This is a genomic window from Nostoc sp. DSM 114160, from assembly GCF_053470305.1.
Map to the genome: position 1 here is coordinate 147,675 of NZ_JBPFGO010000003.1, position 26,119 is coordinate 173,793.

Sequence of the window (26,119 nt, forward strand, 5' to 3'; positions counted from 1 at the left end):
TGAAAAGTTTAGCGAACAAATTTAGCTGTGGTACATATGACATAACGGCTTGGAGTTCACCGGACAGCATTGCACTTTTTATCATAAATAATAGTGTAAACCTCTGTTCCAGTGCAACTACTGGTTATACAGCGAAGACAGAACATTTATGAGGTAAAGGGGGGAAGACTACCGTAAACTGCTTCATGAATATCGTGATTTTGAGCGTATGGTCTTCCGGATTATGCAACGTCGCGTCCGGAGCAAACTTTGTAAACCTGGCTTGCCAATAATATCAGGACTTACGTAAGTACTAGGATTTTACTTCATTACGAGCGTTGGCGTAGCCTCTGGTAGAGAAGCAAGGTATTGGTGATGTTTGTGCTTTGTTGAAGTAATATAAGCGATCGCCTCTCTTAATTCTCCCCTAGTTCTCCCCGATCGCACTTTAATCTTAGAAGTCTAGAAGACTTGAAGCTCTAAGCGCTCTCAGGAAAAAGGAGAACAATGCAACTAAAACACAGCCACATATATCGCCAAGAAGCCTTAGAGCGCTTATCTTCACCAGAACAACTGGATCGAGCAATACAAGTTGTCAAGCCTCAAGCTTGGTTAACTTTATCTACTTTGAGTTTTGTGGTTGCTGTAGCTGGCCTTTGGAGTGTGTTCGGCAGAATTCCGCTCACGGTGACAGGTCAAGGTATCTTGATTAAACCGCACCATGTTGTGGAATTTCAAGCACCCAGTTCTGGCCCGTTACTAACTCTGAAGGTAAAGGCGGGGGATATTATTAAACAAGGTGATGTACTGGGTATTATCGACCAATCAGCTTTGAAACAGCAGTTGCAGCAAGAGCAAGTAAAATTGCAACAACTGCAAACCCAGAATCAAGAGACTGACAGGTTACAAAAGCTGCTGATTGACCAACAAATCATTACTCTTGGACAACAGAGAATGGATTTGGAAAATAATTTGCATCGAGAGCAAAGTGCGCCGAAACTACGCGATCAAACATTGAGAGCGATCGCTCAAAAACGCCAAAGCATTAATTCCCGCAAACAACAAATTAATTACTTACTCAAAACTCTTAAAAAACGGGTTGATAACCGTCGTCACCTTTTTGAGCAGCATGTAATCAGCCAAGATATGCTGGTGCAAGCCGAACAAGAATATTTTAATACTCAAAGCGAACTGTCAGATATTGACGTGCAACTCAAGGATCTGGAAATCCAAGAAACTACCACGCAACGCGAATATCTGGAAAATCTTAATAGAATTGACGAAATTAAAACCAAAATTAAAGATATTAATACTCAAAATACTAAACTACGCGAACAAGACTTAAAGCAATCAATTGATAAAACAAATCAAATTCGGGAAGTAAAGCGGCGAATTGCCCAATTACAACTGCAACTATCTCAAGAAAGTAGAATTATTAGCAAATATAATGGTCACATTCTCGAACTGAGCGCTGTCCCTGGACAAATGATGAATCCGGGTAGTCGCTTGGGGTCAATTGAAGCTGAACAGCCAAATTCAAAACTTATGAGTCTTGTTTACTTTGCGAATAAAGATGGTAAGCAAATCAAGCCAGGGATGGCTGTACAAGTGACTCCCAGCTTTGCTAAACGCGAGCGCGAAGGTGGTATTGTCGGAACCGTTGCAAATATTTCTTCATTTCCGGTAAGTACACAAGATATTACAGCGATCGTTGGTAACAAAGAAATTGCCGCCAGTCTTGCAGGTAAAGGTGAAAATCAGGTGCAAGCTTTTATCCAACTCCAAGAAAACCCTACATCAGTCAGTGGCTACAAATGGTCATCCTCTGATGGCCCAGCCTTAAAAATATCTTCTGGGACAACTACATCAGTTCAAGTAAAGGTTGGAGAAAAAGCACCGATTTCTTATATTATTCCTATGCTGCGCTCTTGGACGGGAATTTATTAGTTTACGCCGTATGCAACTTTCTTTCAGACCTAACCCCCAACCCCTTCCCTACAAGGGAAGGGGAGCAAGAATCAAAGCCTCTCCTCCCTGTGCCTAAGATGTACACACAAGTCCTTTTCACCCCCTCTAACTCCCCCTTGGTAAGGGGGAGAACCGGATATTTCCCCTTTAGCAAAAGGGAGAAGCAGATATTTCCCCCCTTAGCAAGGGGGGATTAAGGGGGGTAAATCCAGGGTTTGAGCTTCATTACCAAGATGTGTGTACACCGTAGCTCCCTGCTCCCTGTGGGGGAGAGGTTCTAAGGATAAGTTGCACATCGCGTTAATTTGGGCATTGAGGTTAAAACTTGAAGGTTCACCCTCAGAAGGTCAACTTTCACCATCAGAAGCTCAACTTCCACCCTCAGAAGGTCAACTTTCACCCTCAGAAGCTCAACTTCCACCCTCAGAAGGTCAACTTTCACCCTCAGAAGCTCAACTTTCACCCTCAGAAGCTCAACTTCCACCCTCAGAAGCTCAACTTCCACCCTCAGAAGCTCAACTTCCACCCTCAAAAGCTCAACGTTCAAGTTCTATCTAATACCAATGCCCAATGCCCAATGCCCCATGCCCCATGCCTAATGCCCCATTCCCAATCCCAAAATTTAAACCAAATCGTGTCCGCACTTCTACACTTTTGCAAATGGAAGCGGTCGAATGTGGTGCGGCTGCTTTGGGAATAATTCTGAGCTATTACGGGCGGATTGTGCCACTGGCTAAACTGCGTGAAGAATGCGGTGTTTCGCGGGATGGGAGTAAAGCTTTTAATATTGTCAAAGCTGCAAAAAATTATGGACTCAATGCTAAAGGTTTAAAACTGTCTCTGGAAAACGTCAAAACTACCCGCCTCCCCTACATTGCCTTTTGGAATTTTAACCATTTTCTCGTGGTAGAAGGATACAGCAAAAAACGTGTCTACCTCAACGATCCTGCCAATGGTCGCAGAACAGTGAGTTGGGAAGAGTTCGATCGCGCATACACGGGTGTTGTGCTGACAATGGAACCAGGAGCGGATTTTCAGAAGGGAGGCAAAAAAAATCACATTGTCTCAGCCTTAAGTAGCCGCTTACAAAACTCACAAGTTACTATCTTATTTTGCTTGCTAGCTGGTTTATTGCTAACATTGCCTCGGTTAGCTGTGCCAGCCTTTTCTCAAGTATTTATCGATGAGATTTTAATCCAAGATCGACAAGATTGGTTACGACCTTTGCTGTTAGGAATGCTGTTAACTAGTTTATTACGGGCATTCCTTGCCAGACTGCGGCTTACCTACTTGCGGCGATTAATGGTTAAGCTGTCAGTCAGCACATCTGGACAGTTTCTCTGGCATATTCTGCGATTGCCCATTGGGTTTTACGATCAACGCTTTGCTGGGGAAATCAGTAACCGAGTGCAACTGAATGGCCGGGTGGCAGAAGTACTCTCAGGGCCTTTGGCAACTACAGTAATTGATGCGGTGATGATGGTCTTTTACCTGCTGATTATGATTCAGTATGACCAATTGCTGAGTGCGATCGCAGTCGGTTTTGCTTTAATCAACATTCTCGCCCTCTTATTTTTATCGCAAACTCGTGTAGATGCAAATATGCGCCTAGCTCAGGAATATGGCAAGGTGGGTGGAGTAACGATTAGCGGCATCCAAACAATAGAAACCATCAAAGCTTCTGGGCTAGAGTCAGATTTATTTGCTCGGTTTGCGGGTTATTATGCTAAAGCGCTCAACGCCCAACAACAATTAGGTTTACAAACTCAAATTCTCACCACATTACCCACAATTTTGACAGCCTTAACCACAGCTTCTATTTTGCTGGTTGGTGGTTTACAGGTAATGAAAAACAATCTCAGTATTGGGATGCTGGTTGCCTACCAAAGTTTAACACTGAGTTTCTTAGAGCCAGTCAATAGCCTCGTCAATTTTGGCAGTACACTCCAAACTTTAGAAGCTGATTTAAACCGCCTTGATGATGTATTGCAAAATCCCATTGATTTGGAAGTAGAGGGGAAGCAGGTGGCAGCCCTTCGACTTCGCTCAGGGCAGGGAGCAGGGGGCAGGGAGCAGGGGGCAGGGAGCAGGGAGCAGGGAGCAGGGGGCAGGGAGCAGGGAGCAGGGAGCAGGGAGCAGGGAGCAGGGGGAGAAATTATTTCTTCATCACTCTGGCAATTACAGGGTAATGTTGAGTTACGAAATGTTACTTTTGGCTATAGTCGTGTGGAATCTCCGTTGATTGAGAATTTGAGTTTGACTGTCAAGCCAGGGCAAAGAATAGCGCTTGTGGGGGGGAGTGGTTCTGGTAAATCGACAGTTGCTAAATTAATTTGCGGGCTTTATCAACCTTGGGATGGAGAAATCTGCTTTGATGGTGTAGAGCGATCGCAAATTAAGCGTTCTGTTCTGGCTAACTGGTTGGCAATGGTTGAACAGGATATCTTTTTATTTGCTGGGACTGTGCGAGAAAACATCACTCTTTGGGATTCAACTATACCAGAAGCCGATTTGGTGCAGGCTTGCCAAGATGCAGCGATTCATGATGCGATCGCATCTATGCCTGGAAAATATGACTTTGAGTTGATTGAAGGCGGTATGAATATCAGTGGTGGACAACGCCAGCGTTTAGAAATTGCCCGCGCTTTAGTGAGAAATCCCACAGTCTTAGTATTGGATGAAGCAACCAGCGCCCTAGATGCAGAAACCGAGTTGATTATTAACCGTAACTTGCAACAGCGTGGTTGTTCGTGTATTGTAGTAGCCCACCGCCTCAGCACAATTCGCGATTGTGATGAAATTATTGTGCTAGAGCAAGGTAAAATCGTGCAGCGTGGCACCCATGAGGAATTATGGCAGCAAGGCGGAACTTATATTCGCTTACTTCACGCAGCAGAGGCAAGGTAGTATTTGTAAAAAACTTAGACGACAATGTAATAAATACCCACTCAGACAATTTTGTTTGTGGGAATTATAAAAATCTATTAGGTTTAAATGTGAGTAAAATTGATTTTGAAAATCTGAGGAAAAAGTGATTAATAACCAATTAATATCCATTGCTCTGTTTGCAGGAGCTTTCGGTCTTGATTTGGGTATAGAAGAAGCAGGTTTTTATACTGTCAGCGTAGTTGAAATAGATGCTGATGCAACAAAAACTATTATATTGAACCGCCCTCACCTTAGAGAAAGTGCTGTACCAAGAGATATTAGGCAGATTTCAGCACAAACATTGCTAGAAGAGGGAGGACGTGTTTTAAAACTTGGTAGACCTCTTTTACCTGCTGAAGTAGACCTAGTAACAGGAGGCCCGCCCTGTCAGCCATTCAGCACTGCGGGTAAGCGTGGTTCTGTTATAGATCCACAAGGAAGTTTATTTATGGATTTCATTCGCATTGTGAAAGAAATTCAACCTCGCTTTTTTTTAATGGAGAACGTCAAAGGATTACTTTCATCTCCGATTCGCCATAGACCCCTCATAATCAAAGAGGTGTTGGATACCCTCCTTTAGAACCAGATGAAATTGAGGGTGCAGCCCTTAAGGTTGTATTAGCCCAAATGAAAGCAATCGGTTATGAAGTTGCTCCTCCTATGCTAGTGCAAGCTGCTGATTATGGTGTACCGCAAACGAGAGCAAGAGTAATATTTATTGGTTAAAAAAATGGTGAACTTTTAACTTTTCCTAAACCCACTCATGATAAAAATGGCTTAAAAGGACTTCGGAAATGGCGAACTCTTAGAGATGCTCTGTCTAATTTATCCGACCCACATCCAGAATACATCCCTTATTCAAAACAACGTCTAAAATATCTTGCTTTATTGAAAGAAGGTCAAAACTGGAGACATTTACCAGATGAATTAAAGCCTGAAGCAATGGGAGGTGCTTACAAATCTGGAGGTGGCAAAGTTGGATTTTATAGAAGATTGTCTTGGGATAAACCCTCTCCTACGGTGACAACAAGCCCACATCAGAAAGCTACGGATATGTGTCATCCTGTTGAATTACGACCTCTGAGTGTACGAGAATATGCAAGAATTCAAACTTTTCCTGATACTTGGGTATTTTATGGTTCTCTAGCGTCTAGATATAGACAAATAGGTAATTCTGTTCCGGTTAAATTGTCTCACGCAATCGGACAATATTTATCTAAAATAATCAAAAATGAAAAACCAGAATCAAAAAATATTTTTGAACAGCTTTCAATTTTTTAACTTAGCTTTTTCAAGATTTAGTTTTATTAGATTATTAGATTTGGGATAAAATAAAGTGTCCGAACAGTTTCATGAAATGTTAGCATACGCTCTAAAAAATGAGGTAGGTTTAACATTCAACAAAGCACATTCTCTTGCCTCATATTTTGCAGATATCAAAGATTTCTTAGAATTTCAAGAAGAAAATATCAAAAACATCAAGAGTATATCTGATAAAGACGTTTTAAAGTTAACAGACGCAGAAATTACTAATTTGTCTAGATATAGGGAATCAGGCTCTTTATTGGCAGAACTTACAATTGCCGAAAATTATTTAGCCATTATTAGTAGGGGATTCACTCAAAAACAACTAAATATGGTTAGAAACCTATCTTTAAAAAACTTAAATCCTAACCCATTTTTAATTAGAGCGCTTAATTTAGATACTCCAGATGCAGTTGTCAGATTAAATGTTTATATGGCGGCTACTCGCTCAATCGTTACATCTATGGGATTTTTTATAGAAGACCTGTTACTTACTAGTTCTGATACTGTTGAAAAAGCTCCTAATAAATCAGGATGGGATTTGGTTAAAACTACGAGTGATGGCGAAAAATTTTGGCTGCAAATAAAAAGCGGACCAAACAATATGGATAAAGACCAAGTAGTTTACTGGGCTGAAAAAATTCAAGAAAAGGTTAAAGAAGGAGATAAAGCGTATATAGGATTTACTTATGGTAAAAGGACAAGCAAAACAGTAACAATTGGACTATTAAAACAAATACTGCCTGATTGGGAAATGCAAACTTTGATTGGTAAAGAACTGTGGACTTTCTTGAGCGAAGACTCTGATTACAGTTCTAAATTATTTGAGGTTTTACGTAAATCAGCGCATCAAATACTGCATCAAAATTCACTTTCTGAAGAAATAGATAGTTGTGCAAATAGAGTAACTGATGAATTTATACAAGACTTTGGAGATGGTCATCAGGGAGTATCAAATTACATCAATAGCATTTTTTAAATTGTAAAGCCTATAGGAAAAGACTTCTAGCCCATCAAATATTCTATTAGTTGATCAATGAATAGTCGGCAAGTAAATCCTTCTTCTAAACTGTACTCCTTTCAAGCAAACGAACCAGTACCGTTGAACGATCCAGAAACATTCTGGATAGTGCAGTCTGGAACATTGGCAGTGTTTGCGACTATTCAGAACAGTTTACCAAAGGAGCATCGCCGCTATTTGTTTCATGTCAACGCTGGTGAAGTCTTGTTACCGGAAGTAATAGCACAAAGCCAATGGAGTTTTGTCGTGATCGCAATTGAACCTACCCAATTATGCCAGATGTCAATGGTTGATTTGGTTAAGGGAATCACGGCGGCTGACTCTCAATCCATAGAACTTTTAGAAGGTTGGGTAAATCATTTAGGACAATCTCTTAGCGCCCAGCAGACAGTTTTGACTACGCCATTAAACCTTGTGCAGACATTAGGGCGAGATTTTTCATTATCGCCCGATGAAACGCTACAGTGGACGCAACAAACACTTGTATGGGTGAAGTTGCAGCAAGGCAATACTCACTGGATGGGAGTTGAGGAATTAACGTTGAATTCTGCTTCACCAGCGTTTCCACTCACGAGTGATATGTGGCTGGAGGCAGAAGATGCAGTTATCGGAGAAATGTTGCCAACGGCAGATTTAGAAAATTCCGAGGAACTTTTGGCAGGTTTAGCCAGTTTGCAGACTTATTTCTTTCACTACTTCAGTTTGCTGGCAAACAAAGAAGCAGAAGCAGAATTTCGGCAGTTTCAGGAACGCGAACAATTTAATCAGCAAGTAATAGAGGGGGCACTTTCTGATTTAGCAACGGTATTGCAGCCACAACAGGAGGCGGTTTTTTCTCAGGAAGGGCCGCCCTTATTGGTAGCATTTGGGGCAGTTGGACGGACGCTGGGGATAGAGATTCGTCCACCAGCAGAGGATTTGAATTCTATTAAAGACCCTGTAGCTGCGATCGCACAAGCATCGCAAATTCGGATTCGGCGGATAACTTTAGCAGATGGCTGGTGGCGTCAAGACCAAGGAGCGATGTTAGCTTATACTCAGTTGGAACGCCCAGTGGCGTTATTACCTACAGATAATCGGGATTATGTAATCTTTGACCCCGTAGCGCGGACTCGCACACCTGTTAATGAATCAGTAGCAAAAACACTCTCACCATTAGCCTACGTTCTCTATCGGCCATTACCCCAAGTTGCCCTCAACGCCATCGACCTGCTGCGCTTTGGGGTCAAGGGTTATGAAAAAGACATTGCCAGTATTTTAGTGGTAGGGCTACTAGGCACAATATTGGGGATGGTTGCACCGCAAGCAACAGCAATTTTAATCAATCATGCCATTCCCGATAGCGATCGCGCAATGCTTTGGCAGATTGGATTGGTGATGTTTGCAGTCGCCTTTGGACAGTTAGCTTTTCAAGTTGCCCAAAGCATTATTACTCTGCGAGTTGAAAGCGCCACTGATAGCATATTACAGCCAGCCATTTGGGATCGGTTACTCAGATTAAGTCCTAGCTTTTTTCGTCAGTATACTTCTGGAGATTTGGTCAACCGCGTTATGGCGGTGAGGGAAATTCATCAAAAACTTAGCGGTGCTACCCAAAGAACGTTGTTGAGTGGAGTTTTTGCCTTATTCAACTTGGTGCTGATGTTTATTTACAGTTGGCAACTAGCGCTTGTGGGCGTGGGTTTAGCACTATTTGCCGCTGTGGTTACGACTGTTGCAAGTTTCCTTTTGGTGAAGAAATCGCAAAAAGAGCAAGAACTCAATGGCGCAATTCAGGGACTCACGGTACAACTAATCAACGGTGTTGCCAAACTGCGAGTCACAATGGCGGAAGAACGCGCATTTGCCGCTTGGGCAAAAAAGTATAGCCAGCAAATCCGGCTGAAGGCAAGTTGGCAAGAGATTAAAGATGGTATTTCTATATTTAACGAAGCACTTCCTTTGGTAAGTTCTATACTGCTGTTTGGGTTTGCCATGTTGTTGATGCAGACACGCCTAACACTGGGTACATTCGTTGCTTTTAACTATGCTTTGGCGATTTTTATCAAAGGAGTAATTGACCTGAGCAATACTGTATCGGAAATTTGGAGTATTGTACCAATCTGGGAACGAGCAAAACCGATTTGGCGATCGCAGCCGGAATATGACTCAACCAAGGTTAATCCCGGTCAATTAAGCGGTCGCATTGCCCTAAATCGTGTCAGCTTTCGCTACTCGGAAAATGGCAGCTTAATCCTCAATGATGTCAGCCTCCATGCCGAACCAGGGGAATTTATCGCGATCGTTGGGTCTTCTGGAAGTGGAAAATCAACGATATTGCGGTTGTTATTGGGCTTTGAAACTCCATTAACAGGGAACATTTATTACGATCGCAAAGATTTAGCAGAGATGGAACTCCAAGCTGTGCGAAGACAGTTAGGAGTGGTACTGCAAAATGGTAAAATCGGTACAGGATCGGTTTTTGATAATATCACCGCCGGAGCTTTAGTTTCCCTAGAAGAAGCTTGGTCAGCCGCACAAATGGCAGGCTTTGCTGATGATATCAAGCAAATGCCAATGGGGATGCATACGATCGTCGCCGAGGGTGGTAGTAATCTTTCCGGTGGACAACGGCAAAGATTATTGATTGCGCGATCGCTGGTTTCCAAGCCTAAAATTATCTTGATGGATGAGGCGACCAGTGCTTTAGACAACCGTACCCAGGCAATTGTGACTGAAAGTTTAGCCAAGTTAAACGCTACTAGAGTGGTGATTGCCCATCGCCTCAGCACAATTCGTAATGCTGATCGCATCTATGTGATTGACGCTGGTCATGTCGTACAGGTAGGTACTTTTTCGGAATTGATTACTCAACCAGGGTTATTTGCCAGACTGGTAGCTCAACAGTTAGAAGGGGAGCTTTAGTTTTGCTTCAGCATGGAATTAGTAACTTGACGTGAGTTCGATGAACCTCTGCCCAACCCCTTTCCGAGGCGGCTACCGTGTATACACAACTCAAATTACCCCCCTTAATCCCCCCGATGCATTGGGGGGAAATCGGAAATCTAGTTCCCTCCCCTTTGCAAGGGGAGGGTTAGGGTGGGGTAAAACTAAAGCTAGATGCAATAAATATATTGAATTCGGGCGGTCGTTTGTTGAATTCGGGCGATCGTTTATTGAATTCGGGCGATCGTTTATTGAATTCGGGCGATCGTTTATTGAATTCGGGCGATCGTTTATTGAATTCGGGCGGTCGTTTATTGAATTCGGGCGATCATTTATTGAATTCGGGCGGTCGTTTGTTGAATTCGGGCGATCGTTTATTGAATTCGGGCAGTCGTTTTAATATCAAGTCCGGTTAATTAATACTTTACTCTCGTTCAAAGACAAAAATAATGGAAATCGGTTTATTTGTCTTGGGATCGAATGGCTCATATAAATTTAGCAATCGGTAATTCAAAGCATGGAATTCGTTAATCCATGATTCTAGGGTTCGGAAATACCAAGGAGTAGGGTAGAATGGCCGATCTGCATTTGGTTGCCATGAAGTTTCGCGCCACCCATTGGAGTATGGAGAGTCACCGCAAGCAATTATCGGATGAAGTGTTTGAATGATTATTTTGCCTTTGTCTTCTAACAGGCTATGACCTGCCTTAGCGATCTCATCAACAGCACATTCGCCTAAAATTGAAAAGTTGCAAATCAAGCAAGAGAAATAGTTAATGGTGCTAAATCTTTGTGATGCAAGATCCGAGTACGAACAGACAACAAAGCGAGAATCACCACTATCCTTTGCTGTCTCGATGAGATCGGCGCAAAAATCAACACCCCAGCCATCAATTCCTAAAGAAAATAGCTGTCGAGACAACCATCCCTCACCGCATCCAATATCTAAGAATGTTCTGGGATTAAGTTGGGTTATCGCTTTAACTATAGCGGCATCTGTGGCGATCGCACGGCTTTCAATTTGTTGATTACGAACTGCTTGTGTCCATAATTTAGCCAGGACTTACGCAACTGGCACAGAGCGATCGCCGCTAGCTAGTACATGAGTATTATTTGAATTTAATTCCGAAAGCCTTGTATTCGTAATAGAGGCAGGTGTATTGGAGGCAAAGCATGAAAGATTCATGAGAAAATAGGTAGAGGTTGTATTAGATAAATGTTGCTTACGGTAATGAAATTTACTAAGCTTGATTACTGCCAATACTTATTAAGTAGTCAGATTAATTATACAATGACTAATTTGGCAGAGCATTTAGAAAGTATTAGCCATGATGCAATTAACTATTATTTAAACAGAGAAAAATTAACACCTCGGTTATTATGGGATAACGTGAAAGAGGTAATTGAACCTGATGCTAATGGTTACATAATATTTGATGATAGCGTTTTAGATAAAAGGTATTCTAAAGAAATAGAAACAGTCAGAAAACAATATAGTGGTAATGAACATGGTGTCCTCAAAGGTATTGGTGTAGTTAGCTGTGTGTATGTCAACCCTACTCTTCAAAAATTTTGGGTAATCGATTACCGCATTTTTAATCCTGATGTCGATGGTAAAACCAAGATAGACCATGTGAAAGACATGCTGCAAAACCTTGTATATCATAAGCTTTTACCATTCGATACTGTTTTGATGGACACATGGTATGCCGTACATAGTTTAATGCTTTATATTGATGCAATCGAGAAAATATATTATTGCCCTTTAAAAAATAATCGGTTAGTTGATGATACATTTGGACAAGACAAATATAAACGTATTGAATTATTAGAATGGAGTCCTGAAGAACTAGACTGTGGTAAGATAATTAAAATTAAAGGGTTCCCAGCTAAGAAAAAAGTGAAACTATTCCGGGTTACTGTTTCTACCAACAGAACGGATTATATCGCCACTAACGATTTATCTCAAAGCTCCACGGATGTTGTACAAGAGGTGTGTAAAATTCGTTGGAAAATCGAGGAGTTTCACCGAGAGATTAAACAACTAACAGGCATTGAATCTTGTCAATGTCGTAAAGCTAGGCTTCAAAGAAATCATATTGCTTGTGCAATGTTGGTTTGGATTAGATTAAAGAATTTAGCCTATCAAACTGGTCAAACTATTTATCAAATCAAGCATAATTTGCTTTCTAATTATTTAATTCAGCAACTAAAACGCCCAAGTATTCTTATGTGCTTGGTTTGAGTTGAATTGTCGCTGGCTAGGGCTGCACCTTACCCCCTTTTTGTGCCAGTTGCGTAAGTCCTGTTAGCATTCATCTGCCATGAGTCAAGGATTCGTTTTTCATTCTCGTCCATAGACACCGCTCAAAGGGTTTTTCGAGTTTAATAGGCGAAGGCGATCGTATCATTAGTAATTGCAACGCTATGTTAATTAATGAATTAAGAAATATTAACTTGATTATCTTTCCTGACTGGTCTAATTTAGAAACTGCGCTCGCAGAAGATTTGACGAATGTTCTCAGAACTCTTTTCACACATCCAGCGAGACAAGATATAACACTGCTAATTTACAGCCAAAGTTTATCGGATGAACTACAAGATAATGCTAACTCATTACTTTTTGAGACAGTTTTGAAACTTAGTTTAGAAGAAGCTGTCTCGGAAGACCTAAATGTAGGGCTTACGGGTCAGTTAACCACCCAAGAATGGTCTATTATTAAATCATTAATTAATTTTCGTATCCCAATTAATAATGAAGATCGCTACATTATTCAGCAGCCAGAAATTGCACAAATTCCTAAATGTGATTTGTCAGAAATTGAACAGCCAACTATTTATGAAGCGGCTCGGCTAGAATCTTGGCAAAGATGGGGTGATTATTTCGCAGATAGTGAATTGCCTGAAAACGCTATCTCATATTACAGCAAGTATTTATCTACTTGTCCGCACCAGATTAACTATTATCTGAAGTTAAGTGATGTTTTTTATAAAACTGGTCAGATGCCAGCGGCGATCGCAACATTGCAAAATGGTATTAGCAATTGCCCTCAAGCAGAAGAACTCTATTACTGGCTGATTATTCGTCTAAAGCAAAGCCAGAACTATCTGGAAGCTCGTAACTTCGCTCAACAGGTTACAGAAAAGTTTCCTGAAAACTATGTATTTAAGATGTTGAGCTATCTTATGCTGCCAGAAACTTATCATACTCCTCAAGAGATTGATACCTATCGAGTATGGTTTCAAGATGGGCTAGCAAAATTGATTCAAGAAATAACCATGAATAGCCCAGATGAACAGAAAAAAGCTTTTATCGGAATCAGCCATCATACAAACTTTTTTCTTGCATATCAGGCAAAAAATGACCTGATATTACAGCAGCAATATGGACAGCTAGTTCACCAAATTATGGCGGCAAATTATCCGCAATGGAGTCAGGTATCTCCGATTTCTTCTATTAGTAACAATCGCAGAATTAAAATTGGCTATCTTTCCTATTTTTTATGTAGCTGGAGTGGAACAGTTTTGTTCTTAAACTGGCTTAAATATGCAGATAATCAAAATTTTGAAATTTATTCATATCACATCGGGCATCAAATTGATGCTGCTACTCAATTATTTCAGTCTCATAGTACGAAGTTTTATCATTTGCCGAATAATTTAGAACAGATTTGTCAACAAGTTATTGACGATCGCCTTGATGTGTTAATTTTTCCAGAATTAGGAATGGATGCCACAACACTATGCATTGCTGGACTGCGTTTAGCGCCGATTCAATGTATGGCTTGGGGGCAACCTGTCACTTCTGGATTACCCACCATTGATTATTTTTTATCTAGCGAACTGATGGAGCCTGTGAATGGCCAATATCACTATAGCGAAAGCCTTGTACGTTTGCCTGGTGTTGGGATTTCCTATCCTACGATCGAAGTTGACTTAGTTAGCCGCAACCGATTATTTTTTGGATTACGAGAAGATGCGATCGTCTACATCTCTAGTCAAGCTGCTTATAAATATCTACCACAGTACGATTACGTTTATGCAGAAATTGCCCGTCAAGTTCCCAATGCTCAGTTTATGTTCCTTCGCTCTGGGATTTCTCAAGAACGTCTAAAACGAGCATTCGCGGCTGTCGGGTTAGATAGTCTTGACTATTGTGTATTCTCTCCTGTCCCCCCTACCGCGTGATGATTACTTTGACTTGCTTTCTTTGGCAGACATTTATTTAGATACCTTCGACTGGGCGGGTGGTAACACAACACTGGATGCGATCGCCTGTCATTTACCAATTGTCACTTGTCCTGGTGAGTTTATGCGGGGGCGTCATTCCTATGGTTTTTTGCAAGCGATCGCTGTAACACAAACAATTGCAGATGATCCCTCGCAATATATTCAGATTGCAGTGCGATTAGCCAAAGATATTGATTGGCGATACTCAGTTCGTGAAGCCCTAAAACTCTCAAGCAACGTTCTGTTTGACAATCCCACTGCTACCCAAAATTTAGAAGCATTCATCAAACATGCGATCGCTGCAAGAAGTTAAAGAAAGTATATTTTGACTTTAACTGAAAAATAAGTAAGTATTAACAGTGATATTCAAAGGCTATGAAAGTCGAAAATGAAACGTCCAAATCGCCTTGCTTGGATGGGAGCGATCGCACTCGCGGCGATCGTTTTACTTAGTTTGTTCGCGGCTCCCAATAATACTAAAATTAACGCTGGCTCTACCTATAACCGTAACTCTGATGGCTATGGTGCTTGGTACGCTTTTATGCAACAACAGGGAATTTCTATCAAGCGTTGGCAAAAGCCTTTTAGTGATATTCAGCCAGAGAACAGCCCAGTTACCTTCCTACAAGTAGGCGGCTATCCCAGAGAAACCACACTAGATAGTCAAGAGCGGGAATGGGTAGAGAAAGGGAATACTTTGGTAATTTTGGGTGCAAAGGCGCGGGTTACAGAAGCGGAGTTTAGCACTATGCAAAAATCTCCTGAAGGTCATATTAAAATTGATACACGTAGACGATATAAAAAAGCTAACTCTCAGCAAGTTAATTTAGGCGATCGCTTTGGTGCTGTTGTCTGGAAACAAAATTACAAAAAAGGAAAGGTGATTTTTTCTACTACTCCTTATTTAGCTGCCAACGCCTACCAAGATTATTTAAGTAATTTCAAGTATTTAGCTAGTTTAGTTACTGAAAAAAGTAACACAGTCTTTGTCGATGAATATATGCACGGCTATAAAGATGCCGATATCAGGAAGAAAGAAAGCGAAGGAGATTTATCTAGCTTTTTTGCCAAAACTCCCTTACTTCCAATATTGATACAGGTAGGTATCCTGCTATTAGTGCTAGTTTGGGCGCAGAATCGCCGCTTTGGTAAGCCAGTAGCTTTAGATACACCAGTTGTAGATAATAGCGAAGCATACATCCAAGCTTTAGCTGGAGTGTTGCAGAAAGCTGATACCACCGACTTTGTTGTTGAAATGGTAGGTAAACAAGAACAACTACAACTCCAAAAAGTCTTGGGATTAGGGCAAGTACTTTTAGAACGTCAAGCCTTGATCGATTTCTGGGTGGAAAAAACAGGTGCAAGTGCAGCAGAACTAGATGCAGTTTTAAAGCTACAATCTCGCAAACAACCCATCAGTGAACGAGACCTGTTAAGCTGGTTGGGAAAATGGCGAACCATTAGATTAATTCGTAATTCGTAATTATTTTTTTGGGCGTTGCTGAATTAAGGGATGATTCTTGTGGGGTGGGCATCCTGCCCGCCCGAAAATACAAAGGACGGGCTTTTCGGCTCATCCCACAAAAATAGTAAAATCATCCCGCAAATATGCAACATCTTTTTTTGGAATTGTACTCTGCGTTGGTTATTTATCAATAAAAAATATGAGTGAAACGCATCCTATTTTAATTCGGCTTGGTCAAGGTCTTAATCAAGTAATTGTCGGACAATCTAGTTTAATACAGCAACTCTTAGTAGCACTGCTAGCGGGTGGGCACGTAATTTTAGAAGGAGTACCGGGAACTGGGAAAACCCTACTCGTAAAAGTGTTGGCGCAGTTAATTCAAGGGGAGTTTCGCCGAATTCAATTAACACCAGATGTTTTACCTTCAGATATTACTGGTACAAATATTTTTGACTTGAATAGCCGCAATTTCACTTTGAAAAAAGGGCCAATATTTACTGAAGTATTGCTAGCAGACGAAATCAACCGTACTCCGCCTAAGACACAAGCGGCGCTGCTAGAAGCAATGGAAGAGATGCAGGTAACACTGGATGGTGAAAGTTTGCCTTTACCAGATTTATTTTGGGTAATTGCAACCCAAAACCCCCTAGAATTTGAGGGTACTTATCCTTTACCAGAGGCCCAGTTAGACAGATTTTTATTTAAGCTGATGGTAGATTACCCCGATCGAGCTGCTGAAAAGCAAATGTTACTCAATCGTCAGGCGGGTTTTGCAGCACGACGTTTAGATATTAGCCGTTTGAAACCAATCGCAACAGTAGCCGACATTTTGCAAGCACGACAAGCAGTCAAAGAAGTTAAAGTATCAGAAGCGATCGTTGATTATTTGTTGGCATTGGTGACAATATCGCGTCAATATCCCGATCTAACTTTGGGTGCATCACCCCGCGCTAGCGGTGCTTGGTTGCAGACATCTCAAGCCATAGCATGGTTAGCGGGAAGGGATTTTGTAACGCCAGATGATGTAAAAGCAGTTGCATCACCGTTACTACGTCATCGTCTCATATTGAAACCAGAAGCGATGCTGGATGGTTTACAAATGGATGCGGTAATTGCGTCGGTAATTAATCAAGTACCAGTTCCAAGGTAAAAAATGTTGTTTCACCAAGACATAGCGCAATACGGTTCGGTTAAAGGGGAAAGGGTAAAGGGGAAAGGGGAATAAAAAACCTTTAACCGCAAACCCATTTCCCTTTTCCCCAAACCCTATTTTGAGTTCAAAATGCTTATCTGAACCGTATTGATACATAGCGATCGCCATCACAACATTACTGATAAAATATCGAAAATGCGAGAACTTTACCCAGCGATCGAGCCTTACTTAGAAGGTAGTTTACAAGTTTCCGACCTTCATACTATCCATTTTGAAGAGTCAGGAAACCCGCAAGGGTCAACCCATCGTTTTGCTGCATGGAGGCCCTGGTGGTGGATGTCCAGCTTTTTATCGGCAATATTTCCACCCAGAAAAATGGCGGTTAGTCATGTTTGACCAGCGTGGTTGTGGTCAAAGTACACCCCATGCAGAATTACGAGAAAACACCACTTGGGATTTAGTCAGTGATATTGAAAAACTGCGCCAACATTTAGGTATAGAAAAGTGGGCGGTTTTCGGTGGTAGTTGGGGTAGCACTTTATCATTAGCCTACAGTCAAACCCATCCCTCTCGATGCACAGGATTAATTCTGCGTGGGATCTTCATGCTGAGACAAAAAGAGTTGCGCTGGTTCTACCAAGAGGGTGCTAGCTATATTTTTCCTGATGCTTGGGAAGAATATCTCAAACCAATTCCCATAGATGAACGTGACGATTTAATCGCAGCATATTACAAACGCTTGACCAATCCAGATTTAGAAATTCAATTAACAGCAGCGCGTGCTTGGTCAATTTGGGAAGCTAGTACCAGTAGACTTTTCTTCGATCCAGAACTTATGCAAAAGTTTGGCGAAAGTGAATTTGCTTCAGCTTTCGCACGTATTGAATGCCATTACTTTATGAATAAAGGATTTTTGGAAACAGAAGATCAATTACTCTTAAATGTAGACCGCATCCGCCATATTCCGGCTGTAATTGTTCAGGGACGCTATGATGTAGTCTGCCCAATGATATCAGCTTGGGAATTACATCGAGCTTGGCCAGAAGCCGAATTTATAGTGGTTCCTGATGCCGGACATTCGATGAGTGAACCAGGAATTTGCAGTGCTTTGATTGAGGCAACAGATAATATTTAATTTGTATCAAGGAATTAAAAAAAATAAAATCACCAAAAATAGTAAAAATAATCATTATTTGGAGGGTAAGTACAGCCATTAGCTGCTACTTCCTCTCCAAATTGTAGTAAATTCAATTTAGATTTAAATTTTTGGGTATTTGGAATCAAAATGCTCAAATCGCCTGGGGTTCCTACTCAAGCTTTAGTAATTGCTGGATTTTTATGATGTGGCTTTCTGCTTACGGCTAAGTACCTTGCTTGCTCCTAGCATAGCACCAAGTGCCAATACAGCTAGATCCATTCTAGGTTCAGGAACAACAGTGCTATTTTCAGTGAAAGCCAAAAAGCCAGCCCCATTCAACCCACCTCTACCGACAGGGACAAAGGTATCAATAAAAGCTCCTGTCTTGCCGTCGTAACGTAATACATTGTTACTATTTAAACCACTAACGTAGAGGTTGCCGTCAGTACCAAAGATTGGCTTTACAGGGCCGTTAAGTCCGCCACTACCAGATGGGACAAAAGTATCGATAAAAGCTCCCGTCTTACCGTTATAGCGCAAGATATTATTAGTCCGAAAGTTAGCGACGTAGAGATTACCGTCTGGTCCAAAGCTCAAGCCATCAGGTTCCGACCCTTTTTCCTCTGTAGCAAAAGTATCAATAAAAGCTCCTGTTTGCCCGTTATACCTTAAAACACTATCAGTCAGACTACTACTTACGTAAAGGTTCCCGTCTGAACCAAAGCTCAAACCAAAAGGTGCAGTGAGTCCGCCGCTACCGGAGGGGACAAAGGCATTGATAAATTCTCCTGTTTGCCCATTGTAGCGTAGAACATTATTACTAGTGCGGCTGTTAATACTGGTAACGTAGAGGTTGTTGTCAGGTCCAAAAACTAAGTCTTCAGGTGAATCTAGTCCACCACTACCTGAAGGAACAAAGGTACTAATGAAATTCCCTGTTTTACCATCGTAACGTTGGATACTACCGCTCAAAATACTACTAACATAGAGATTTTTATCGGGTCCAAAAGTTAAACCAGTTGCTCCCTTTAGTCCGCCACTACCGGAAGGAACGAAGTCATCAATGAATTCTCCCGTTTTTTCGTCGTAGCGCAGAACGGAGTTATTATAATAACTCCCGACTAAAAGCGCTGCATTAGCTCTTGGCGCTATCCATCCTAGTAAGGCAAAACCGACCAGTGGAAGACTGATCTGACAAAAATTGAAAAATCTCATAATTTTTTAGCTCAAACAATCATACTTACTAAGTACAGTTAATCATACATTCGTAGAATTTCTGTTACTAACTCAAGTTGCTAGTTATGTAAATGGGCGATCTGAACGAAGCATAAATCTATTTCCCTACATTATTCAAAAGTCGAAAGCAAAGATCGCGTTTTGTCAATATGTTTCCCTATAAGCTTGCACTTAATTATTACTCTCTCCACCTCACTCAATCCAATTAGGGGCTTTGAAGAAACTTCCATCTTCTCTAAAAGTTTTATACACCAAAACACCTTCTCCGAGAGGGGGGAAATTTTTGGCTCCTCTAAAATCAGTTTTTATGAATTTGGCAGTACCACCAATCGCCGCCCTGTAGAGATTAGCCCCATCAAATACAGCAGCAGTAAAGATAGCATCATTCAAACTGGCATTGGAAAAGTCAGTCCCTATGCAATCAGCACCACTTAAGTCAACTCCTCGCAGATTCGCATAACTGAGATTGGCATTAGTGAGGTTAACACAAAGCATTTTGGCTCCACTCAAGTTAGCATAGCTCAGGTTGGAGCCACTCAAATCAACACCTATCAAATCGGCTCCGCTCAAGTCAATTTCCCGCAAATCTTCTCCATCCAGCCCGGAGGAACTGATTCTAATTCCAGCAAAATCTCTCTCGCCAGCAGCATATCTCTTAAGCAACTTTCTACGCTCGATAAACTTTCTTTCATCTTTCATAATTTACCTCTTGCATCTTCCAATACATATATATGAACAGCAACGCTAACCCTTGTAAATTTGGAAACTTACAATGTATATGATGTATCAGTGTAACTAGTTCACTACAAAAAAAGAAAATATGGGAATTCTAATTGTGAAAAGCAGTATAGCGTTTTGATTGAAGCAACAGATAATTATGCAAGACTCTAAACAAGAAATAAATGCCAGAGCTTCTATAGATTTAGAACAGCGAAGGAATTGGTATTCTCCCGTAGCTGATATTTATTACAACGCTAGACCAAAATATCCAAAGGAACTGATCGAGCGGTCTGTCGTTTTAGCCCAACTTGACTCAGATGCATCGATTCTTGAGGTCGGTTGTGGTCCAGGAAATGCGACAGTAGCTTACGCTCAATTTGGTTTTTCAATGACGTGTATTGAGCCAAACCAAGATTTTTGTCGTTTGGCACAACGCCATTGTGCAACCTATCCAAACGTTGCAATCCACAACACCTCATTTGAGGAGTGGGAACTAAAAGCAAAACAGTTCAATGCCGTTCTATCTGCTAATGCCTTTCACTGGATACCGTCAGAAATTCGCTATGCCAAGGCAGCGACAGCATTACGCGACAACGGGTTTCTCATCCTACTATGGAATCTGAGACCTGAACTGAAATATGAAGTTTACCAAGCGATCGAGCAAGTGTATCAAGTTTATGCTCCTTCACTTGTCCGCTATGAAGGTGCAGAAACTCAAGCAGAAATTTTGAGAGGGTTTGAACAAGACATTCTAGACTCTGGTTATTTTAAGGAGTTGGTAACTGAGCAAATCGCGTGTGAGGTGACGTACAGCATTGATGACTTCTTTAAGCTATTAAGTACCATGAGTACACTGGAGCCAAAGGCGAAGGAGTTGCTATTTGCACAATTGCAAGAAAAGCTGAGGAACTTTGGAGACAGTGTAAACCTCTCGTTTCTTTCTGCTGTTCACGTTGCCCGAAAAGATGGATAAGCTGTTGAATTTGTTATGTAATAGACTTCTTGGCATTTGTCGGGGTAAAGGGGAAGGTGGGGCCCCTGAAGGGGATAAGGGGCCAGGGTGGTTTCATACGAAAAAAGAAAAATACATAAGTCTTGATTTCTCATATATAACCATAGATTTTGACCCCACTTCCATTCCTCTCCCCGTTGGCGTCAGCCTGCCGTTAGGCAAGCGGAGAGAGGCTTTGAAATCTATTTTTAGTTTTTCTCTCGTTGTATGAAACCACCCTGCTCTGGGGATAAGGGGCGGGGGAAAAGGGTAAAAGAGTAAAGAAATTCAAAACCTTTTCCCTTTAACCTTTTCCCTTTTCCCTCTCTTGCAAAAATATATTTTTGCAAGAGGTCTAATGATGCAGCAGAACAAGTCATTGGAGCAGACGTGCATAACCCTTGTAAATTTGGAAACTTATACTGTATATGAAGCATCAGTGTAAGTAGTTCACTACAAAAAAAGAAGATATGCGAATTCTAATTGTGGAAAGCAGTCTGTTATTGCTCCTAACTGCAATGACAACTGGCTGTGTCGGTTCTTCCTCTGTTACAAAACAGCCGCAAGCTTTGCCAACAATCACTGAACAGCCGACGAAAGAAGCTGTGTTGAACTCAACACCTACACCGACTGCAAAACCTATAGAGCATTCTACCCCTGAAGCCACTACTGCCACAAATCCGACGCGCTGTGAAACTAGCCAATTATCAGTGCGCCGAATTTCCGAAGATGCTGGCGTTGGGAATGTTGCACTCACCTACGCCTTCACCAATAACGGCTCATCCCCTTGCACCCTCTATGGTTATCCGGGACTGGGACTACTGGATGCAAAAGATCAACCTTTGCAGGGGATTAAAGTTATTCGCTCCAAGGATACTTACTTTTCGAGTAAGCAACCTCGACAACAAGTAATTCTGGCTCCTGGAAAACAAGCCTCATTTCAGATAGCATACAACCACATTAATTCCCCAGATCAAAACTGCCCAATGTCTAGTAAAATTCAAATCACACCTCCTAATGCTTACGAGCACTTGACCCTTACAGAACAAATCAAGCCTTGTACAGGCAAAGTTAGAGTGACTCCAGTACGAGCCGTTAACACCCAACCCTAGTAAATTTCTGTAATTTACTCAAATACCCAAAAAAAGCATAAATTTAATCAAAGCCTCTGATAAGTTCAGGATTGTACTGATCAAAAAGGTTAAAAAATTTTATGGAAGGAATTGATGTTGCCGATCAAGATGGCAGAGTAGATTGGACGGCAGTAAAAAACTCTGGTAAAACTTTTGCGTTTGTCAAAGCCACAGAAGGAGCTAGCATCAAAGACTCTCTTTTTGCTCATCACTGGCAAACTATGAAAGCTGTTGGTCTGATTCGCGGTGCTTATCATTTTTTTCACCCTCATACATCCGATCCGGTGCAGCAAGCAAAGGAATTCTTAAAAACTTTGGGCAAATTAGAACCGGGAGACTTACCACCAGTTCTGGATGTAGAGGTAACTGACAAAGGAAGTAGCCAAGCTGTAATTAATGGAGCGAAGTTGTGGTTAGCAGAGGTGGAAAAAGCCCTTTTGCAACAAACAAAAAAACCAATCAAACCAATTATTTATACCTTCCCCAGTTTTTGGGAACAACTTGGTAATCCATCTGATTTTGCTACTTATCCGTTATGGATTGCCCACTACGGAACTCGAAACCCAACTATTCCTGGTGCTTGGCAAGGACAATACTTAATCCATCAATATGAAGGTGATATATCTGGTGTAACTGGTGTTAGTGGTCGAGCCGATTTGAATAGATTTAATGGATTGCAGCTAGGAGATTCTGGGCTAAGAGTAAAACAATTACAACAGCAATTAAAAGATATTGGCTTATATACTGATGCCATCGATGGGCGTTTTTCTGAGTCAGTTAAGAATGCAATTGTTAGTTTTCAAACATCTAAAAAATTGCAAGCTGATGGAATTGTCGGTATAAAAACTTGGATAGCTTTACTATGGATTTAAGTAAGTAGGTGTGAATAAGCAAAGGTTTGTGGTCAACGGCTCCAAACCTTTAATTAATTTTATATTGTATAATGTAGTTTGATTTATTGTGGTTATTACTTAACATCGTAACGAACAAAATTGAGATTCGACCTGGAAAAAACCTTTCAAGATTCGTTTGAGTGAATTAAACTTAACTCGCCTAATAGCTTTCTTCACTTCTACCCACTGCCGTTTTCTTTTAGTTGCTTCTGGATAATCTTCACTCAGCATATCAACTGATAGTAAATACATCTTGACGCAGTAAATTTTGCCTTGTTTGCGGTACTTGTAAGTTCCTAGTTCATTTGCATCCACTTGCCCAATTATCCCTGCTTCTTCCCACGCCTCTTTGGCTGCGGAATCAGGTGGACTCATGCCATTAGGAATATCTCCTTTGGGAATCACCCAGTGTTGAAAGTCACGAGTTGTAATTAGCAAGATTTCAACTTTACCATTGTTCACTCTGTAAGGAATTACCCCAGACTGTATAAACACTTTACTGGCTTTTCGAGTCATGTAATTTACATCCTGTACGTCCTAGCTTTTTTGTACAATGTTTACTTCAGAAATTCTAGAGCTGATACCGGATAAATTTGGGTTAATCTTAAGTTATGAAAAGGTTAAAACTATTTTTTGCTTATAAGAGTTAATTATTCAAAAAATTTCCAGCATCAGTGTTTAAGCGGGTGATGATGGTTTTAATGCCGCAGTTACAGTATTATTGTCAGACTGGTTTTATCTTGAAGAGTCAGACCCCTATTCGTTACTTGTCTCCACAAAAGTTATCAGGAATCTGGGCAACACTGTTGTTCAACTAACTGTAATAACTGTTCCCGCACTCTCGTTGGCTAATCTATCCACTGCACACACGGCATAGGTTCCGGCTTGTTGGACGGTAGCGAAGGTTGTGCCAGCAGATAAAATTCGTTGAATTGTCCAAGTATCGCCACTCAGCCGATAAAGTGTCCAGGAACGAACTGGCTGATTATCTCCAGGCTGCCAACTTAATTTGCGGTTATTGACTTGTAGTCCAATGGGTGGAGATGGTGGTGTTGTATCTTGCCAAGGCAAAGTTGGCGGTAAGGCAGGTTTGTTATACAGCAGACTTTGAAATTTATCAGCAATACCCTGACTATTTTCTGTCAAAACACTGAGATTAAAGAAGATATTCCCTAGTGACAACCGTCCAGCTTGGCTACGACTAATTTTCACCTGCTTTTCAATCTCATCACTTTCGCGACTCTTGTTGCTTGGTTCTGTCAAATTGTTACCAGCATAAACGTGTCTTTGCTTTGTGTTTACTTGTGTCCACCACTGTAGCAACGCTGGATAACTTTGTTGTGGTTGGTCTGTGCGCCAGTAAAGTTGAGGAGCAATATAATCAATCCAACCTTCTTCTAACCATTTTTTTGAGTCGGCATACAGCACATTGTAAGCATCCAATCCAGTGATACCCGCGGGTTGACCGGGGCGATAAATCCCAAAAGGACTGATACCAAATTTAACGTCGGGTTTGGTTGTTTTAATCCCTTGCCAGAGGCGCTGTACCATTTTGTTAACATTGTCCCGTCGCCAGTCGCCAAGGCTGAGTGTACCACCAGCTGCTTTATATGCAGCATAGGTTTTATCATCGGGGAAAGACTGTCCCTCAATAGGATATGGATAGAAATAATCATCTAAGTGAATGCCATCAACATCGTAGCGCTTCACTACATCGAGAATTACGTTATACGCCCTATCCTGAACTATTTTTAGTCCTGGGGTCCATCCAGCGTTGTGTTTTCCACAAATAAACGCTTTCTGGATTAGTAGCTGCGATGTGGGGACGGACTGTTTTCGCTGGGTCGGTGGAAGTGCTAGCGCGGTAAGGGTTAAACCAAGCATGGAGTTCAAGATTATGCTTATGACATTCTGCGATCGCAAACGCTAAAGGATCGTAAAATGGTTCTGGTGCTTTACCTTGAGTTCCTGTAATCCAAGCACTCCAAGGCTCTAATCGAGATTCATACAAAGCGTCTCCCTCTGGTCGCACCTGGAAAATCAGAGCATTGAAGTTTAGCGCTTGTAATTTAGTAATAATCTCGGTAAGTTCTGCTTTTTGTTGAGCAACAGAAAGCCCCGGTTTGGAAGGCCAATCACCATTCCACACAGATACTACCCATGCTCCCCGGAATTCCCGGCTATGATTTACCCTAACGCTACCGATAGGTGTGGGCGTTGGAGTTGGTATTGGTGTCGGTGTTGGAATTGGAGTTGGTATTGGAGTTGGCGTTGGAGTTGGAGTTGGAGTTGGTGTTGGAGTTGGAGTTGGTGTTAAGATTGGCGGCTGTACTAAGTAACTAGAGGCAATTTTTTCTGCCTGACCTAAATACACCAAAGCTTGATAAATAATCACTGCCACATCTGCACGAGTAGCTGCGAGATTAGGATTGAGTAATTTAATATTTGGGAAACTAACTACCAATCCAGCGCTGGTGGCAATAGCTACATGATTTCTACCATACTCAGGAATCTGTACAGAATCCTGATAAATCTGTGAAAGTTTTGAGAGCAGGTCAGGTTTTACCTTGGTAGCAATTTCTAAGCCTGCTACCAAGGAAACTAAGACTTCTACCCTAGTAATTCGGTTAGCTGAACGGAAAGTTTTATCAGGGAAACCGCTAATAAATGCTTTTTCGTAAGCTGTTTTAATGGCTGCTGCTGCCCAATAATTCGTGGGTACATCAACAAAGGAAACATACTGCCGCTTCTTGGAAACTGTCCCAAATGCGTTGGCAATAATTGCGGCAAATTCAGCACGGGTAAGTGAATTATCAGGGCGATAAGTGCCATTAGGCAACCCACTGACAATACCGCGTTGGGCTAAGGCTGTTATAAATGAGCGTGCCCAATGGTTTTGAATATCCGAGAATGGAGTAGCAATAGATACCATTGTTGATTGCAGCTAGCTGGCCTTGATTTTGATTTCCTTTGTTAATTTAGCAATTTTGTTGGCGTAGGCATAGCCAGCCATAGGCATCGCTGCTGCAATGTC

General features: G+C 41.5%; 19 protein-coding genes and 3 pseudogenes. 16 read left to right on the plus strand and 6 right to left on the minus strand.

Annotated features, from left to right (window positions below; genetic code table 11):
* Positions 1-486 precede the first annotated feature (486 nt).
* From NSTCB13_RS25770 to NSTCB13_RS25800, 7 genes and pseudogenes are all read left to right on the plus strand, one after another.
* Positions 487-1,926 (plus strand): NHLP bacteriocin system secretion protein, encoded by a 1,440-nt coding sequence (locus NSTCB13_RS25770; RefSeq protein WP_445627459.1) that lies wholly within the window; start codon positions 487-489, stop codon positions 1,924-1,926.
* Between the two features lie 333 nt (positions 1,927-2,259).
* Positions 2,260-2,505 (plus strand): hypothetical protein, encoded by a 246-nt coding sequence (locus NSTCB13_RS25775; RefSeq protein WP_448274280.1) that lies wholly within the window; start codon positions 2,260-2,262, stop codon positions 2,503-2,505.
* Between the two features lie 33 nt (positions 2,506-2,538).
* Positions 2,539-4,854, plus strand: coding sequence for an NHLP family bacteriocin export ABC transporter peptidase/permease/ATPase subunit (locus NSTCB13_RS25780; RefSeq protein ID WP_448274281.1), 2,316 nt, complete (start codon positions 2,539-2,541; stop codon positions 4,852-4,854).
* Positions 4,855-4,978: 124 nt separating this feature from the next.
* Positions 4,979-6,156: pseudogene (locus NSTCB13_RS25785) on the plus strand (DNA cytosine methyltransferase).
* Positions 6,157-6,211: 55 nt separating this feature from the next.
* The gene (locus tag NSTCB13_RS25790; RefSeq protein WP_448274282.1) at positions 6,212-7,159 is read left to right on the plus strand and encodes a PmeII family type II restriction endonuclease; all 948 of its coding nucleotides are present in this window, start codon (positions 6,212-6,214) and stop codon (positions 7,157-7,159) included.
* A gap of 57 nt (positions 7,160-7,216) precedes the next feature.
* On the plus strand, positions 7,217-10,105 hold the full coding sequence (locus tag NSTCB13_RS25795; RefSeq protein ID WP_448274283.1) for an NHLP bacteriocin export ABC transporter permease/ATPase subunit: 2,889 nt from the start codon (positions 7,217-7,219) through the stop codon (positions 10,103-10,105).
* Between the two features lie 209 nt (positions 10,106-10,314).
* Positions 10,315-10,542, plus strand: coding sequence for a hypothetical protein (locus NSTCB13_RS25800; protein ID WP_448274284.1), 228 nt, complete (start codon positions 10,315-10,317; stop codon positions 10,540-10,542).
* A gap of 8 nt (positions 10,543-10,550) precedes the next feature.
* Here the strand turns inward: NSTCB13_RS25800 and NSTCB13_RS25805 are convergent, their stop codons facing one another.
* The gene (locus NSTCB13_RS25805) at positions 10,551-11,048 is read right to left on the minus strand and encodes a class I SAM-dependent methyltransferase (protein ID WP_448274285.1); all 498 of its coding nucleotides are present in this window, start codon (positions 11,046-11,048) and stop codon (positions 10,551-10,553) included.
* 141 nt (positions 11,049-11,189) lie between these two features.
* Positions 11,190-11,387, minus strand: a complete 198-nt coding sequence (locus NSTCB13_RS25810; RefSeq protein ID WP_448273232.1) for a hypothetical protein — start codon at positions 11,385-11,387, stop codon at positions 11,190-11,192.
* Here NSTCB13_RS25810 and NSTCB13_RS25815 point away from each other — a divergent pair.
* The 6 genes and pseudogenes from NSTCB13_RS25815 to pip all read left to right on the plus strand — a co-directional run bounded on the left by NSTCB13_RS25815 (position 11,358) and on the right by pip (position 18,109).
* Positions 11,358-12,371, plus strand: a complete 1,014-nt coding sequence (locus NSTCB13_RS25815) for an IS701 family transposase (protein ID WP_448271396.1) — start codon at positions 11,358-11,360, stop codon at positions 12,369-12,371. The two genes, NSTCB13_RS25810 and NSTCB13_RS25815, sit on opposite strands and share 30 nt — an antisense overlap.
* A gap of 182 nt (positions 12,372-12,553) precedes the next feature.
* Complete coding sequence (locus NSTCB13_RS25820; RefSeq protein WP_448274286.1) at positions 12,554-14,314, plus strand: O-linked N-acetylglucosamine transferase, SPINDLY family protein; 1,761 nt, start codon at positions 12,554-12,556, stop codon at positions 14,312-14,314.
* A 22-nt stretch (positions 14,315-14,336) separates the two neighbouring features.
* The gene (locus NSTCB13_RS25825; protein ID WP_448274287.1) at positions 14,337-14,669 is read left to right on the plus strand and encodes an O-linked N-acetylglucosamine transferase family protein; all 333 of its coding nucleotides are present in this window, start codon (positions 14,337-14,339) and stop codon (positions 14,667-14,669) included.
* A 75-nt stretch (positions 14,670-14,744) separates the two neighbouring features.
* The gene (locus NSTCB13_RS25830; protein WP_448274288.1) at positions 14,745-15,839 is read left to right on the plus strand and encodes a DUF4350 domain-containing protein; all 1,095 of its coding nucleotides are present in this window, start codon (positions 14,745-14,747) and stop codon (positions 15,837-15,839) included.
* 181 nt (positions 15,840-16,020) lie between these two features.
* Positions 16,021-16,971: an AAA family ATPase gene (locus tag NSTCB13_RS25835; RefSeq protein WP_448274289.1), complete on the plus strand. Its 951-nt coding sequence runs from the start codon at positions 16,021-16,023 to the stop codon at positions 16,969-16,971.
* A 198-nt stretch (positions 16,972-17,169) separates the two neighbouring features.
* A pseudogene (gene pip / locus NSTCB13_RS25840) lies at positions 17,170-18,109 on the plus strand (prolyl aminopeptidase).
* 201 nt (positions 18,110-18,310) lie between these two features.
* Here the strand turns inward: pip and NSTCB13_RS25845 are convergent.
* Positions 18,311-19,327 carry a Vgb family protein gene (locus NSTCB13_RS25845; protein ID WP_448274290.1) on the minus strand — a complete coding sequence of 339 codons (1,017 nt, stop codon included), beginning with the start codon at positions 19,325-19,327 and terminating at the stop codon, positions 18,311-18,313.
* A 213-nt stretch (positions 19,328-19,540) separates the two neighbouring features.
* A complete protein-coding gene (locus NSTCB13_RS25850; protein ID WP_448265753.1) occupies positions 19,541-20,047 on the minus strand; it encodes a pentapeptide repeat-containing protein in 507 nt (168 codons plus the stop codon).
* 178 nt (positions 20,048-20,225) lie between these two features.
* Here NSTCB13_RS25850 and NSTCB13_RS25855 point away from each other — a divergent pair, with 178 nt between their 5' ends.
* The 3 genes from NSTCB13_RS25855 to NSTCB13_RS25865 all read left to right on the plus strand — a co-directional run bounded on the left by NSTCB13_RS25855 (position 20,226) and on the right by NSTCB13_RS25865 (position 23,064).
* Positions 20,226-21,041, plus strand: a complete 816-nt coding sequence (locus NSTCB13_RS25855) for a class I SAM-dependent methyltransferase (protein WP_448265754.1) — start codon at positions 20,226-20,228, stop codon at positions 21,039-21,041.
* Between the two features lie 488 nt (positions 21,042-21,529).
* Positions 21,530-22,171 carry a DUF4232 domain-containing protein gene (locus tag NSTCB13_RS25860; RefSeq protein ID WP_445627447.1) on the plus strand — a complete coding sequence of 214 codons (642 nt, stop codon included), beginning with the start codon at positions 21,530-21,532 and terminating at the stop codon, positions 22,169-22,171.
* A 101-nt stretch (positions 22,172-22,272) separates the two neighbouring features.
* A complete protein-coding gene (locus NSTCB13_RS25865) occupies positions 22,273-23,064 on the plus strand; it encodes a GH25 family lysozyme (RefSeq protein ID WP_445627446.1) in 792 nt (263 codons plus the stop codon).
* Positions 23,065-23,163: 99 nt separating this feature from the next.
* Here NSTCB13_RS25865 and NSTCB13_RS25870 read toward each other — a convergent pair whose 3' ends face one another.
* Both NSTCB13_RS25870 and NSTCB13_RS25875 read right to left on the minus strand, forming a co-directional pair.
* Positions 23,164-23,601 (minus strand): NUDIX hydrolase, encoded by a 438-nt coding sequence (locus tag NSTCB13_RS25870; RefSeq protein ID WP_335002491.1) that lies wholly within the window; start codon positions 23,599-23,601, stop codon positions 23,164-23,166.
* Between the two features lie 294 nt (positions 23,602-23,895).
* Positions 23,896-26,017: pseudogene (locus tag NSTCB13_RS25875) on the minus strand (glycoside hydrolase family 10 protein).
* Positions 26,018-26,119: the final 102 nt, after the last annotated feature.

Bases quoted from the DNA above. Each gene is read 5' to 3' on its own strand.
- NSTCB13_RS25770 (WP_445627459.1), top strand. From the start codon at position 487: ATGCAACTAAAACACAGCCACATATATCGCCAAGAAGCCTTAGAGCGC.
- NSTCB13_RS25780 (WP_448274281.1), top strand. From the start codon at position 2,539: ATGCCTAATGCCCCATTCCCAATCCCAAAATTTAAACCAAATCGTGTC.
- NSTCB13_RS25795 (WP_448274283.1), top strand. From the start codon at position 7,217: ATGAATAGTCGGCAAGTAAATCCTTCTTCTAAACTGTACTCCTTTCAA.
- NSTCB13_RS25815 (WP_448271396.1), top strand. From the start codon at position 11,358: ATGAAATTTACTAAGCTTGATTACTGCCAATACTTATTAAGTAGTCAG.
- NSTCB13_RS25820 (WP_448274286.1), top strand. From the start codon at position 12,554: ATGTTAATTAATGAATTAAGAAATATTAACTTGATTATCTTTCCTGAC.
- NSTCB13_RS25830 (WP_448274288.1), top strand. From the start codon at position 14,745: ATGAAACGTCCAAATCGCCTTGCTTGGATGGGAGCGATCGCACTCGCG.
- NSTCB13_RS25835 (WP_448274289.1), top strand. From the start codon at position 16,021: ATGAGTGAAACGCATCCTATTTTAATTCGGCTTGGTCAAGGTCTTAAT.
- NSTCB13_RS25845 (WP_448274290.1), bottom strand. From the start codon at position 19,327: ATGAGATTTTTCAATTTTTGTCAGATCAGTCTTCCACTGGTCGGTTTT.
- NSTCB13_RS25850 (WP_448265753.1), bottom strand. From the start codon at position 20,047: ATGAAAGATGAAAGAAAGTTTATCGAGCGTAGAAAGTTGCTTAAGAGA.
- NSTCB13_RS25855 (WP_448265754.1), top strand. From the start codon at position 20,226: ATGCAAGACTCTAAACAAGAAATAAATGCCAGAGCTTCTATAGATTTA.
- NSTCB13_RS25860 (WP_445627447.1), top strand. From the start codon at position 21,530: ATGCGAATTCTAATTGTGGAAAGCAGTCTGTTATTGCTCCTAACTGCA.
- NSTCB13_RS25865 (WP_445627446.1), top strand. From the start codon at position 22,273: ATGGAAGGAATTGATGTTGCCGATCAAGATGGCAGAGTAGATTGGACG.
- NSTCB13_RS25870 (WP_335002491.1), bottom strand. From the start codon at position 23,601: ATGACTCGAAAAGCCAGTAAAGTGTTTATACAGTCTGGGGTAATTCCT.